This window comes from Paenibacillus sp. LHD-117 (assembly GCF_030929555.1).
GTDB lineage: Bacteria > Bacillota > Bacilli > Paenibacillales > Paenibacillaceae > Pristimantibacillus.
This window is the reverse complement of record NZ_JAVFVT010000013.1, coordinates 44,932-58,881: the sequence shown is the minus strand read 5'-3', so window position 1 is coordinate 58,881 and position 13,950 is coordinate 44,932. Positions and strand designations below refer to the sequence as shown.

The 13,950-nt window shown below is 55.4% G+C and carries 12 protein-coding genes; 2 read left to right on the top strand and 10 right to left on the bottom strand.

Going from position 1 to position 13,950, the window contains the following annotated elements; genetic code table 11:
* Positions 1-14: 14 nt before the first annotated feature.
* From RB620_RS12010 to RB620_RS11990, 5 genes are all read right to left on the bottom strand, one after another.
* Positions 15-2,342: a helix-turn-helix domain-containing protein gene (locus RB620_RS12010; RefSeq protein WP_308094607.1), complete on the bottom strand. Its 2,328-nt coding sequence runs from the start codon at positions 2,340-2,342 to the stop codon at positions 15-17.
* Positions 2,343-2,381: 39 nt separating this feature from the next.
* The gene (locus RB620_RS12005) at positions 2,382-4,001 is read right to left on the bottom strand and encodes an extracellular solute-binding protein (RefSeq protein ID WP_308094605.1); all 1,620 of its coding nucleotides are present in this window, start codon (positions 3,999-4,001) and stop codon (positions 2,382-2,384) included.
* Between the two features lie 71 nt (positions 4,002-4,072).
* Entirely contained in the window at positions 4,073-4,945 is an 873-nt protein-coding gene (locus tag RB620_RS12000) for a carbohydrate ABC transporter permease (RefSeq protein ID WP_308094604.1), read from the bottom strand.
* 23 nt (positions 4,946-4,968) lie between these two features.
* Positions 4,969-5,949, bottom strand: a complete 981-nt coding sequence (locus tag RB620_RS11995) for an ABC transporter permease (RefSeq protein WP_308094602.1) — start codon at positions 5,947-5,949, stop codon at positions 4,969-4,971.
* Positions 5,950-6,224: 275 nt separating this feature from the next.
* On the bottom strand, positions 6,225-6,728 hold the full coding sequence (locus RB620_RS11990; RefSeq protein ID WP_308094765.1) for a YwhD family protein: 504 nt from the start codon (positions 6,726-6,728) through the stop codon (positions 6,225-6,227).
* Between the two features lie 145 nt (positions 6,729-6,873).
* On the opposite strand from RB620_RS11990, the gene RB620_RS11985 reads away from it, so the two are divergent.
* Positions 6,874-8,889 (top strand): M1 family metallopeptidase, encoded by a 2,016-nt coding sequence (locus RB620_RS11985; protein ID WP_308094600.1) that lies wholly within the window; start codon positions 6,874-6,876, stop codon positions 8,887-8,889.
* Positions 8,890-8,929: 40 nt separating this feature from the next.
* Positions 8,930-9,742: a hypothetical protein gene (locus tag RB620_RS11980; protein ID WP_308094599.1), complete on the top strand. Its 813-nt coding sequence runs from the start codon at positions 8,930-8,932 to the stop codon at positions 9,740-9,742.
* 541 nt (positions 9,743-10,283) lie between these two features.
* Here the strand turns inward: RB620_RS11980 and RB620_RS11975 are convergent.
* The 5 genes from RB620_RS11975 to RB620_RS11955 all read right to left on the bottom strand — a co-directional run bounded on the left by RB620_RS11975 (position 10,284) and on the right by RB620_RS11955 (position 13,660).
* A complete protein-coding gene (locus RB620_RS11975) occupies positions 10,284-10,829 on the bottom strand; it encodes a glutathione peroxidase (RefSeq protein WP_308094597.1) in 546 nt (181 codons plus the stop codon).
* A gap of 86 nt (positions 10,830-10,915) precedes the next feature.
* Positions 10,916-11,404, bottom strand: coding sequence for a CcdC family protein (locus RB620_RS11970; RefSeq protein WP_308094595.1), 489 nt, complete (start codon positions 11,402-11,404; stop codon positions 10,916-10,918).
* A 14-nt stretch (positions 11,405-11,418) separates the two neighbouring features.
* On the bottom strand, positions 11,419-12,408 hold the full coding sequence (locus RB620_RS11965) for an aldo/keto reductase (RefSeq protein ID WP_308094594.1): 990 nt from the start codon (positions 12,406-12,408) through the stop codon (positions 11,419-11,421).
* 101 nt (positions 12,409-12,509) lie between these two features.
* Positions 12,510-13,289, bottom strand: coding sequence for a winged helix-turn-helix transcriptional regulator (locus RB620_RS11960; RefSeq protein WP_308094592.1), 780 nt, complete (start codon positions 13,287-13,289; stop codon positions 12,510-12,512).
* Positions 13,268-13,660, bottom strand: coding sequence for a Fur family transcriptional regulator (locus RB620_RS11955; protein WP_308094591.1), 393 nt, complete (start codon positions 13,658-13,660; stop codon positions 13,268-13,270). Before RB620_RS11955 ends, RB620_RS11960 begins: the two co-directional genes overlap by 22 nt.
* Positions 13,661-13,950 lie beyond the last annotated feature (290 nt).

Genomic DNA, 13,950 nt, shown 5'->3' with positions numbered 1-13,950 from the left:
GCAGGCAAGCCGCATCATCCTCCCATCCGAGCTTTCTCCCTGTATTCCGTCGGCGTGAGCCCTGTCATTTTCTTGAAGATACGCACGAAGCTGTTTACATTGGAGTAGCCTACCTGCTCCGCGATGTCTCTTATTTTGTCCTCCGTGCTTGCAAGCCGTTCTTTGGCATGGCCCATCCGGATTTCCATTACGTAATCGATAAAATTACATTCTTTCTGTTCCTTGAATAACTTGCTCAAATGGGAAACGCTGATATGGAATTCGCTGGCAAGCAAATTGAGCGAAAGGTCGCTGCGCATGTAGTGCTCCTGGATGTACTGCATCGCTTTGTCAATGACGCCATTCTTCTCGCGGCTGCTGCGCTTCTCCTTGATGCGGACAATCAGCCGGTCGAGCGCGCCGAGCGTAAATTGCTCCAGCTGCTCCAGCCGCTCGTATTGGTTCAGCATGTCGACCAGCGACTGCTCGGGGAAAACCCCTTCCGTATCCACGCCGATCTCCGCGGCCGCGGTGGCCGCTTTCATCAGGCACTGCACGACCGACTGCATGATCATTTCCGACGGAACGCTCTGTTCCGCGATCGATTCAAACCATTTGCGCACTTGCGCATACATCTTATCTGCGTCCGAAAGCTTAACCGAAGCCATAATGCCGTCCGTCATACCGAACAGTTTATAGAATTGCGGGGACGGATCTCCCGTAATATCCTCTCGCGTAATAATGGAATTGCCCCCCATTACCAGCTTGTAGCTCAGCGCCTCCAGCGACTGCTTGTAGGAACGGCGGATCTCGCCAAGCTGCTCCACCGGCTCGCCAATGCCGATCGTAATCGTCCGGCCCAAATACTCCTGGACGAACTCCTTCATCAGGTCCGCGACCGCTACCGCCCGCATGAAATGGCGCTCCCTGTCGTCTTCGTCTTCAAAGCTCATAATGACCGCGCATTTGCCATCGTCCAGCTCGGCCGCGATGCCCTGGCTCTCGGCATTCATCAATTCCTCGGCCACGTTGCACAGCGCGTACGCATACAGCTTCAAATCGCGCGGCGAAGAAATCTGTCCTTTGTTGTCGAACTCGACGCTCATGACGACATAGCGGCTGCCGAACGATGTAATGTTCAACATGTCCATGTATGGCTGCAGCATGGCCTGATTTTTAATCTGGCCCGACAGCAGATCCGACATAAGCCTCCACTTCAGCAGCGGCTTGCTCTCCACGACCTGTCTATGCAGCTGATTCCGGTCATCCATAATATCCTGCACCGTAGATTCGAAATAATGGAATTCATCGGTGTATTTCTTCATCGACGGTTTGGGGGAATCCGTCAGCCGGTTTCTCATCGACTGCGCAAACCGGTTCATCGGTTTAAACGTCCATCGGCCGATCACGGCGGCGGACGATGTCGCGACAACGAACAGGACGACCGCAAGCACGGCCAGCCCGTTCCGGAATAGGGCAAGCGGCTTGGAAAACTGGGATTCGGGCACAACGCGCACGATATGCCAGCCGGTATAAGCGGCATCGACATAGAATACCGAGGAGGTTGTCTGGTCCACGTCGGCAATGAAATGGCCGCTCCCTTCCGGATCGTTTAACAGGGTGCCGATGTAAGGAAACTCGCTAATGTCCTTGCCCAGCTTGCCGTTGTCCAGATGAAGCACGACGACGCCTTCGCGGTCGACGATAAACGTCTGGCCTTCATCCGTTTCCGCCGTGTTCTGGATGAGTCCGAATAAGGAATCTTCCTTGATATTGACGGCAATGGCGCCTTTCCTCGAGCCGGCGGAATGGATGAGCGGATACGTCCGGACGAGCGTCACGACGTTCCGGTAGACGGGATATTGGGATCGGTTGATCATCACTTTGCGAGTCGTAATCCATTCGAAGAAACCATCGTATTGCTCGAATTGGGAAACCCATTGAAAGTCGCCCGACAAATCCTTTTCCGTCAAAATATTGCCCGAGACGAGCCGCTGCTTATCGTACGAGTACAGATCGATGGTGAATATATAGTCCATGCTCTGGATCGCGCCCGTGATCAGATTGGAAACCCGGATCTGATTGTTTTTGGTTCCCTGCTCGTTCAGCTCGTAATTGTAAAACCGGACAACGTCTTCGTTTTTGAGCAATTGGATCGTCGACTTGTCGATATGCTTCAAGGTAAGCTCCAGCTTATGCTCCACCTGCCCGAGCAGCTCCATGTTCGTGTCGATCAGCTGCTGCTTCAATTGGCCGTTGAATATGGTATAGGTAAAAAATATCGAGGAGGAAACGAGGAGGAACAAGACGATGGACAAAACGCCGATCGCTTTGACATGCCTTCGATTTTTTGCCAGCTTCATTCTAGTTCCCCCTTTGTTTACCCGTTCTTGCGACTGTCTTTAAAAGCCCCCTTTGTTCTCCTCGTACCACTTCTGAGCGATCTCTTCGGCCTTCGCGCCGCCGAGACGCTCCCATTCCTTGCGGATTTCGCCCAGCGCCCATGCGCCGTCGTATTTCTCGCCCTGCGTGACGGCGGTCGCCCGCGTCTCTTTGATGAAGGTATCCAGCGTCGAGCGGATTTCATTGATCTCGTCAAAGCTTGGCTGGTAAGGCATATCTCTCCGGAATTCGTGCTTAAGCGTAAGCTTGATCGATTCCACGTTCAGCCCGGCGATCTTCTGCGATTTTTCATCGTCGGAGGCCATGGCGAGCAGATCCTCCGGATTTACGACCTGCTGCCTTAACACGGCGTATTCGCCGGCGTAAAGCACTTCCTTATTGAATTTATCTTCGTCGATCCGCTTCGGCACGCCGTTCACCATGTTGTAATGGACGCCTTCCTCGCCGTAGGCGAGCGGGAACCAACCTCCGTCCACGAGCCAGTCCAAATATTCGATGGCCGCCTTCGGGTTTTTAATTTCTTTATTGAACGTTACGAAGATGTTAGGCGTCGATTCCTGAAACGCGCCGTATCTGCCGTAAGGGGATTCGACCATTTCCATGGGAACCGGACGGGCTTCGGGTACGTTCGCGAGCAGATCCTGGATCATGATGTCGTTGGTTCCGCCCCCCCATTGGCCTAGGTAAATGCCCGCCTTGCCCGTGGTCCATAGCTGCTTGGAACGCTGATTGTCGTTATCCGTCAAGTATTCGCGGTCGACGAGGCCAAGCTCGTACAGCTGCTTCTCGAGTTCGATTACTTCGGCGAACCGGTCCAGCGTCGCGCCGTATTTCATCTTGCCGTCCTCCAGATACCACATAGAGTTTATGGCGCCGTACATCGCCGCGTAGATATCGCTGGTGGTATGCCCTACGATCGGCGAGCTGTCCGGATCATGTTCCTTGAACGCTTTCGCGACCTCGATGAATTGTTCGACGGTCTGCGGTTGTTCCAGGTTCAGTTCATCCAGCCAATCCTGGCGGATCCAGATGCCGTGGTTCGCGATCCCCGTGATCGGCCTTTTTGTGGCTATGGCGTAAATCTCTCCGTTAAAAGTCAGATGAGGCAGAAGATCCGGATTTTCTTCCAAATATTTTTTGTACGACGTGCTGTACTTTTCAATATAATCGCCAATCGGTTGAATGACGCCCTGCGAGACCAGCTTGCCAACATAAGAGCGGTCATACTCCCAGACCAAATCGGGCGCTTGATTGGAAGCGAAGAGAACGTTCAGCGAATCCTGCGACTGGTTGCGAGGCACCGGCACGATCGATACGTCGATGCCGGACTGCTCCCGGATCCACTTCACCCAGCGGTTGTCCTCGTAGGTGCCTTCGTCGCTGGATACGCGTCCCCTGTCGAACATAGAGATGCTTACTTTCTTGGGCAATCCTTCGTACGGGTCCTCTTCGCCCTGCTTGCCGCCGGAAGGCTGGTCGCTCTCCTGCGGCTTGCCGTCATTCTCCGGCGTATTGGAGCCGTTCGCGCCATTCGAGCAAGCCGTCGCGAGCATGGCCATGATCATGGCCATCATGAGCAGCAGATGCCTCTTCTTCATTTTTTTCCCGTTTCTTTGCATACTTGACCTCCTATTGGTAATTTTTATTATATCAAAACGCGCTGGAAGAGCGTTTGATAACTTTGATAGGGCTACCCTTTGATGGAACCCAGCAGCACCCCTTTGATGAAATGCTTCTGGAGAAACGGATAAACGCACAGGATTGGCACGATGGCGAACACGATCGCGGCCGCCCGGATGCTCTCCGGCGTGATGACGGCTTGCATGACGCCTTCGCCGCGCAGCAGCTCGCTGCTGACCAGGTCGATCATCTGATACAGCTTCACCATCAGCGACAATTTATCCGTGCCGCGGATATAGATAAGCACGTTCATATACGAGTTCCACCAGCCCACCGCGTAGAATAGCGTCAAGGCGGCAATAACCGGTTTCGACAGCGGCAATACGATCTGCCACAGGATTCTGAATTCGCCGGCGCCGTCGATCGCCGCCGACTCCTCAAGCTCCTCGGGCAGTCCTTCCAGGAAGGACTTCAGGACGAACATGTTATAAGCGCTTATCAGCGCGGGAAGCCATAGCGACCAATACGTATTAATCAGGTCGAGACTGTTCAGCAACAAGAAGTTCGGAATAAGGCCGCCGCTGAACAGCATCGTGAACAAAATCGCCATGAGCATGATGTTCCTGCCCTTCAGCCGCGATTTGGACAAGGGATAGGCGGCCATGACCGTTAACAGCATGTTCAGCGCCGTTCCCACCACGGTGATGATGACGGTATTTTTCATGGCGACGACGAGCTGTCCGTCCCGGATCAGATTATGGTAGGCATCGAGGTTGAATCCGATCGGCCACATGAATACTTCGCCTGCGTTAATGGCCCGGCTGCTGCTGAAGGACGTCGCGATAATGTTGACGAAGGGAAACAAGGTCGCGTAGGCGCACAGCGCCAAGAACACGAAATTTAACCAACTTGCTGGAGAAAACCGGCGACTGCGGCTGCTCATCGGGACTCGCTCCTTCCTGTTCGTTACCATAGGCCCCGCTCCCCCATCGCCTTGATGATCCGGTTCACCGACACAATCAAGATTAAAGCGATGACCGATTGGAACAAGCCGAGAGCCGTTGTATAGCTGTACTGCAAATTGACGAGGCCGCGCGTATACACGAACGTGCTGATGACTTCCGCAACGCTCGTCACGGCGTCGTTGCGAAGCGCGTAAACCTGCTCGAATCCGACGTCCATCATTCGGCCGACTTGCAAAATAAGCAGAATCGCGATCGTGCTGCGGATGCCGGGCAGCGTCACATGCCAGATTTGCCTCAGCTTGCTTGCTCCGTCGATTCTGGCCGCTTCGTACTGCGTCGGATCGATCGAAGCCATCGCGGCGAGATAGAGAATGGTGCCGAAGCCCGCTTCCTTCCAGATGCCCGAGGCGATAAAGCTGATCGGCCACCAAACCTTGTCGGCCATAAAGTAGATCGGCTCCATCCCGAAGCCCTTCAGCAAGTAGTTCACAAAACCGGTGGATGGCGACAGCAGCGCGATCACGATGCTCCCCAGCACGACCCATGAAATGAAATGGGGGATGTAAAGCAAGTTTTGCAGCGTTCGCTTATACCACTCCACCCGCACCTCGTTCAGCAGAATAGCCAACACGATCGGCACGGGAAACGCAAACGCGAGATGGTACAAATTAAGAAGCAGCGTATTTTTGAGCACGACATAAAACTCCCGGCTTGCGAACAGCTTCTCGAATTGATCGAATCCGACCCATGGACTGCCCCATATGCCGTCTGCCAGGCGATAATTTTTGAAGGCTATGATTTCCCCGAACATCGGCGCGTATTTAAAAAGAAGAAGATAAGCCGCGACGGGTACCAGCAGCATATAAAGAAAGCGGTTGCGAGAAAGCTGCTTCCAAAATTCCGGCGTCCGTTTCACTTGCGGCGACGTTTCGGCGGGCAGCTTGGTTGGAGCGGGTTCTTCGATCGGCGCAGCTGATTTCATTCGAATGTCATTCCCCTTTCTAATTGAATTTGTTCGTTTCCGCCCTGCAGCCTTAACCTATCACAACCCCTTCGCCCCCTGAAATCGCCACTTTTTGTTGCGCTATGCTTTAACCGTCCGCGCGTATCTACGATTTTTGTGATTGTATGCTTTTTCCATTAACACATCCTTTTTCGATCATGCGGAATGCAAAAAAAGGCTGTCCCAAAGGTCATTTCAGACCTTGAGACAGCCCCTTCCACTATCTATTTAATTTTGCCGTACGGTGCGGCTCGTTACTGCAGAGCTTCCTTCAGCTCTTCCGGCGAACGATCCCACCAATCCGCGTTGTGTTCGATCAGCAGCTTGCGAAGCGCCGCCTTCTCGGTCTCCCCCAGATTGTCGAGCATGTAACGACGTTTGATCGCGTAATCCAGACGGTTCACGTGGTCGGCGAGAATTTTCCAGCCCCGCTTCGCTTCCGTATCGACCAGCATCTCGCAAGAGGTGACGCCCGCGTAATACGAACCTTCCTCATTACGGTCGACGGCTACCCAAACGATCCAGCACGGGCGGCCGTTCGGCGTATCTTCCTTATTCGGGGTAAACTTGATGCCGCGCTCCACCTTGCTCTTGGCATGCATAATGCCTACGTCGATATACGCGACGCCTTCGTCGATCATGACGCAAGCCACGTCGCTGAGGTCGATCGACCCCGCGCCGAAGCCTCTATGTTTCTTGCTGCTCACCACGTTGAGCGACAAGGATTTTTTCTCCTTCGTTTCCGGTTGTTCCGGCATGTTTCCCTGCTCCGTCAAGCTTATCCCACCTTCCCATTCAAGAGGTTGTTGAACCCTCACGACAATAATTCCATTTTAGCTAATAATCTTGGAATTGCAAACATATACATGCTTTAGATGCTTGTCAACGGGAGGGAAACGTTCAATGACTCCACGCAATGTCAAACGCCTATTATTCGGTTTGCTCGCAGCCGCATTGCTTGCGATATCCGTGCAATTCGGCTTCGGGAACGCTTGGCAATCCCAGTATACGTACGCCTTCGCCCCTGCCGCCAAAGCGCCAAACGCATCTCCGCCTGCCGCGAATTCGGCCAAGCCGCAGGCCGTCCAACAGCCGGACAAGACGCTTCCGCCTCAGCCGCAGAGTCTCAGCAAGCGCGTCGTGGAGTACCACATCAGCGTCAGCCTGAGGGAAGATGGCCAACACCTCGACGGGGAGCAGGACGTCACCTGGACGAATCCGGGACGCAAGCCGGTATCGGAGCTCTACTTCCACCTCTACCCCAACGCGTTCCAGTCGGCCAAAACGACCTTCATGACGGAATCCGGCGGGAAGCTGCGCCAAGACAAAGCGACGCTGAACAGCCGCAGCCATATCGAACTGCTGTCGCTCCAAACGCTTGAGGGCGAGAGTCTGCTCCCGCGCCTGCAATACATGCAGCCGGACGACGGCAACACGAACGATTATACACTCGTTCGACTGAGGCTGCCCGAGGCGGTCGCGCCGGGCAAATCGGTTACGCTCAAGATGAACTTCGAGGTCAAGCTGCCCGAAGTGTTCGCCCGCATGGGCTACTCCGGCGACTTCGTCATGGCGGGCCAATGGTTCCCTAAGCTTGCCGTCTACGAAACCGTAGGCATGCGCGGCCGGACGAGCGAGGGATGGAATGTCCACCAATACCATGGAAACTCGGAGTTTTACAGCGACTTCGGCATCTACAGCGTTCGCATCGACGTTCCCGAGTCGCATGTCGTAGCCGCCACCGGCTTCCAGACGAAGCCGATCGTGACGAATGAAGGCCGGAAGGTGTTCCAGTTTTACGCGGAAGACGTACACGACTTCGCCTGGGCGGCGTCGCCTGATTTCGTCTACGAAGAGACCGCGTACTCCGACAAAGGCATTCCGGGCGTCCGCATCAAGCTGTATCTGGATCCGCTTCACGCGGATCTGAAGGACCGTTACTTCCACGCGGCCAAGTCGGCGCTCGCCAATTATGCCAAATGGTACGGTTCGTATCCGTACAATACGCTCTCGATCGTCGTACCGCCGGATGGCGCGAACGGCGCGGGCGGCATGGAGTATCCGACGCTCGTGACGGCGTTCGCGGCCATAAGCCCGAACCCGGGCTATGACCTGGAGCGCACGGTCGTGCACGAGATCGGCCATCAATATTGGTACGGCATGGTCGCTTCGAACGAATTCGAAGAGGCGTGGCTCGACGAAGGCTTCACCTCCTACGCCGAGGACAAAGTCATGGAGGCTGCGTACGGCATTACCCCCAACCTGCGGCTCGAGGCAAGCTACATGACGGATCCCGCTCCGCTCAAGCAGCCTTCGTGGGCATACGCCGATTCGAATCAATACGCCGAGAACGTCTACATGCGCGCCAAGCTGGTGCTGATCGATATCGAGAACAAAGTCGGCGACAAGCTGATGGAGCGGATACTTCGCATCTACTTCCAGAAGTACAAGTTCAAACATCCGACAACGGGCGATTTCCAGCGGGTCATAGAGCAGGTGACAAAAGCGAAGTGGACCGATTATTTCAACCAATACGTCTACAGCAACCGGACCGCCGACGTTTCCGTCGAAGCCATTGGGGTAAAGCCGATTGACCAAGATGGCGCGGTCGCGTACGAATCGACCGTCTTGATCCAGCGTAACGGCGGGCTGACCGGCCCCGTGCCGATCGTGCTGCGGTTCGCGGACGGCACGACGCTGACCAAAGAATGGTCCGATACCGAGACGCATATTCAGTTCACCGAAGTGTCGAACTTCCCGCTGCAATCCGTCACCGTTGACCCGAACCAGACGAACGTGCTCGACAACAAGCTCATCAACAACTTTATGCTGGCCGAGCTGCCGAGCGAGTCCCGGACGCGCTGGAGCCTCGCGGCGATCAAGCTGGTCGAAGGCATTCTCGGCGCGATTAGCTGGTAAGCGCCATGATCTACCATTCGCACGCAAGGAGCGATAAGCGATGAAGACTCATATTTCGCAAGGCTGGCGGCTGACGTTCAAACATTTTCACCTGGTGCTGCTCTTATTCGTCTATCAATTCGGTTGGGGCTTCTTCTTGTACCGCATCATCGATCAGACCGTCACCCCCGTGCTGCGCCGCTTTCCCGATTCGGGCTCGTCGGAGCAGGCGATGCGGCACTTCGTGACGGAAGCGCAAATTCAGCTGTTCAAAACGGATCTCGTCGCGCCATACCTATGGATGCTCGGCGGTCTGTTCGCGGCCCGGATGCTTCTCACTCCGCTGTTCAACGCCGGCTTCTTCTACTCGTTCCATGAACAGACGCGCTCAGGAGGCAAGTCGCGGTTCCTGGAAGGCATCAAGCGGACATGGCGGCCCATCCTGCTGCTCTATGCGGTGCAAGCCGTTCTGACGGCGGCGCCAGGCATTTGGCTCGTGCCCCGCGGCCTGACCGCGCTCATCCGCAGCGGCTCCTACGAGGAGCTGGCGCTCACGCTGCTGCCCGGCATACTCGTTTGGGTTGTCTGGGGGGCGCTTCTGCATCTCTTGTTCCTTGCCATGCAGGTCGGAGCCGTCTCAGGGGAAGGCATTTTCTCCTCCTTATGGCGATCCATGCGGGGTTTTCTCCCGTACGCGGGTTTGTCCCTGGTCATGTGGGGCATCGGCGCGGCGATCGCTCTCGCTGTAAGCAGCATGTCGCTCGTATGGGCAGGCCTGATCGCGCTCATCGTTCACCAAAGCTATTACCTAGTGAAGACGCTCATGAAAGTATGGACGGTTGCGGCGCAATACGACTGCCTGCTGGCGAAGTAACGGCCAGCTTGCGTAATCTTGGCGCAAGGCATAGTGAGCTCAAGCGAATGCCAAGTTCGCGCGGCATGTTCACGCACGCGTTCGATTGCTGATTATTCGGAAACATGCTTCTACACGAAACTGCAACAAGGATTGTCAAGCGAGTCGCCTGCCTGATTCGAGCCTCCAACAATTAGAGGGAAATTCCCCCACAAATTAGTCGGAATTATCGAAGTACGGATGATTACCTGGAAAAATGCCCTCTAATTCCTTACGAACGTACCCATTCGGACGTTTTCTCCCAACTTAAAGGGACTTTTTCCAGCTGTTATCCTCTCCACGGCTCATCATATCCATTTGCGGGACTAATTCCTTCTAAATGCCGAATGTCCGATAGCTCAATAAATAAATTTGTCCCGTTTCAAAGCGAAATCCCTCGGTTTGGCGTTAATGCCGACCTAGGGATTTTTGAGTTGGCTAACCGTTTAGCTCACGGAGCCCTTCGATTCTAAAAAAACCGTCAGCGAATTTTCGCTAACGGGTCGTATGTCTAATCAAAGGCTTAGAGCAACGCTTCGATTGCATCCGTCATGTCACTCGGCTCCTCCGTCGATTCGAACCGCCGTACGACGCGGCCTTCGCGGTCGACGAGGAACTTCGTGAAGTTCCACTTCACCGACGGTCCCTCGAGGCTATCCGGGTATTTCTCCTCCAGGAAGGCATTCAGCATCTTGCCGCTCGACGTTTCCGTATTGAAACCACCGAACGGCAGCTCTTCGGTCAAGTGCCGGAACAAAGGATGGGCATCGTCGCCGCGGACATCCGTCTTCGCGAACAGCGGGAACGTGACGCCGTAGTTCAACTGGCAGAAGGATTGTACGTCGGAGTTTGCACCCGGCTCCTGCTCGCCGAATTGATTGCTAGGGAAGCCCAAAATTTCAAGCCCTTGCTCATGATACTGCTCGTACAGCTTCTGCAGCTCCGAATATTGCGGCGTAAAGCCGCATTTGCTTGCCGTATTCACGACGATCAGCACTTTCCCCTCATATTCTCCCAGACTGGCTTGTTTCCCGTTAATCGTCTCCAGCTCGATATCGTAAATGCTCATTTGTACCTCTCCTCTTTGAATTTAATGAAATTTAATTGTATAAAATTTATTATGAAAAAAAGAATACCATGCCTGACCTCCCCCTGTCAAACATGGTGTCTCTCTACGTTTCTTAGCCGCAGGAAATCGCCCAGCATCGCGAACCGCCACGGGACGATCATGCCGAATGCGAGAAGATAGAAGATCGCTCCCGTCTGCGGGATCGACATGTATTGCTCGACAACGTTATGTAGCAGCAGCCGAAGCAGGAACAACGTGACCATGATAGCGATAAAAGCTTTGGAGCGGCGAACGAAAATATGCTCCTCTACTCGCTCCAGCCGGGTCGTCACGATAAGCGGAAACGCGAACAGCAGCAGCCCCGTTCCGAAGGCGGACAGTCCCCACATCCACGGAATATGCGTCACGGGGAACGCGAACATCGCGAACCCCGTTGCCATGCCAAGCGGAGGCATGATGATTTTCTTCAGCGTCGTCGGCTTCTTCCCGGCCCGCAGGCGAAGCACGATCAGGCTAATGCCTGCCAGCGCGGAGAATACGAGAGAGCCGGCTTGCAGGAGCGGATTCGACCACACGCTAGCGAACCTCCTTAATACGAACCTCGGATATGCGCATGCACATGCTCCTTATAAAAGGTCCGGATCCGATCCATCTCGTCGTCCGAAAACGGCGGGACATGCAGCGCCGCCAGGTTATCCTGCACCTGCGCGACATTCTTAAAGCCGGGAATGACGCAGGTGATCGCTTCATGATCCAGCAGCCAACGAAGCGAGGCGCGCGTCATGTTGTTGCGGTCAACCTCGATCCAGCGCAGCTGTTCGGCCAGCTCGACTCCCTTCGCGAATCCGAGCCCCGCGAACGTCTCGCCGACGTTGAACATCTCTCCGTTCTCGTTGAAGCGGCGATGGTCGTCGGCCTCGAAAGTCGCAGCTGAAGCCGCAGCGAACTTGCCCGTAAGCAGGCCGCTGGCAAGCGGCAGCCGCACGAGGATGCCCACGCCTTTCTCCTTTGCTTCTCCGAGCAGCCGCTCGGCGGGCTTCTGGCGGAACAGGTTGAAGATCACCTGCAACGAGCGAACGTTCGGCTGCCCCAAGCAGAACAGCCCTTCTTCGACGGATTCCACACTGACACCGTATTCGCGGATTTTGCCCTCTTCCTTCAGCTTATCCAGCACGCCGAAGACGCTGCCGTCCTGCAGGATCGACAGCGGCGGGCAATGAATCTGGTACAGGTCGATGCGCTCGCGTCCCAGCCGGCGAAGGCTGCCTTCGCAGTACGCCCTGACGGATGCCTCCGAATAGGTCGCCTGTTCGCGGATATCGCCTGCCCTGCAGAACTTGGTCGCGATCAGAATGTCGTCTTCCTTACCTTTGGTCGCTTGCGCCAGCAGCTGCTCGCTATGGCCTTCGCCGTATACGTCGGCCGTGTCGAAGAAGTTCACGCCGGCTTCGATCGCCGTCTCGAGCGCGCGCAGCGACTCCGCATCGTCCTTGCTTCCCCATGAGCCGCCGATCGCCCATGTGCCGAAGCTGATCTCGCTTACTTTCATATCGGAAGAGCCTAATGCCCGGTAGTTCATATCTTTGTACCGCCTCTCGAAGGAGATGATTCAGCTTTCCTCCAGTTTACCGTTCCGCCGCCCCGCAAGCAAATCGATCCGTCTCCTCCGAACTATATCCGTTATCGCGTCAGATCGTCCGCCAGTCGGTAGCCGGCTCCGCGGACGGTCACGATGTACCTCGGCGTTACTGCGCTGTCCTTCAGCTTTTTGCGCAGGCTCTTGATGTGAACGTCGACCACGTTGCTGCCTCCGTAGAACTGCAAGCCCCACACCGCTTCGAGCAAGCTCTCGCGCGTGAGCACGGAGCCGTCTGACGTCACGAAATGCAGCAGCAAGTCGTATTCCGTCTTCGTCAGGTCGATCCGCTGGCCTCCTCGGGCAACCGTCATCCTGCGGAAATCGATCCGGATATCCTTAAAGGATCGCGTATCTTCGCTGACCGGGGATGCGGCCGCGGCGACGGGCGAAGGCGACGGACGGTTCTCCAGCATCTGATTAATGCGCGCCAGCGCTTCCTCCGGGTCCGACGGCCATACGAGCAGCTCCGCTCCCGCGAGCTCGGCATCGCCGCGCCCCGCGTAAGCTTCGCGGTCGAGCAGCACGAGCACCGGCACGCCGTGGGCGTTCGCCGCCTGCAGCAGCTCCGCGCCGCCTTGGAGCGTATGCCCGGATCCGGGGTTGGCGATTGGCAGGGCATCATAGACAAGCAGCTCCGGCTGCAGCGCGGGAAGCAGGCTGCCCGTGAACTCGTGCAGCGAGAATACGTCGAAGCAATCGCCCGACAACGTCACGAGCAGGCTTCTGACCCGATCCGGCAACGGGCTCACGAGCATGACCCGCTTCGTCAGCGAGCATAATACGCCCTCTGTGAAATCCGTTATGAGTTGATCTTCGCGCATGTTTCGCACACTCCTTCCAGCACGACGTGAGCGTGCTCGATCCGATAGTTCGTTTCCTTCGCCACGGACGCAATCCAGCTGCCGGGCAACTCCGTCAGCACCTCGTCGACACGCCCGCATTTCGCGCAGACGATATGCTGGTGCTCCTCCGTTCTAGCGTCGTAGCGGCTAACGGCCTCCCCTAGCTTCAATTCGCGAATCAGCCCCGCGTCGGCCAAGTAACGGAGCGAGTTATAGACGGTGCCGTAGGCAAAGTTAAAGCCTTTGCCCCGCAGCCTCTCGATGACATCCGCCGCCGTGGGATGATCGAATGACTCCTGGACGACCTCGTAGACGGCCTTCCGCTGTATCGTTAAGTTTATTTTCGCCATGGTGTGATCATGCCGCCTTTAATAATGATTTTAGACTAAGTATAAATATAATTATGTGAATAATCAATGGCAATACGAACCGCTTTCCGCCGATTCATCTATCAAAATTAAAATAATCTGAATATTTACAAAATTGAAATAATAGGTTATGATGGAGGTAATCTAAACGAGAGGGGATAGTCCATTGAAGCAAGTTAGCGATGCATGCCCCACTTCATAGGAGAGGAGCTAACAGGTTCCGGGCATGCGGGTCCCAGCGATCGTAACGAAGCCGAGACGAGGACGTGACG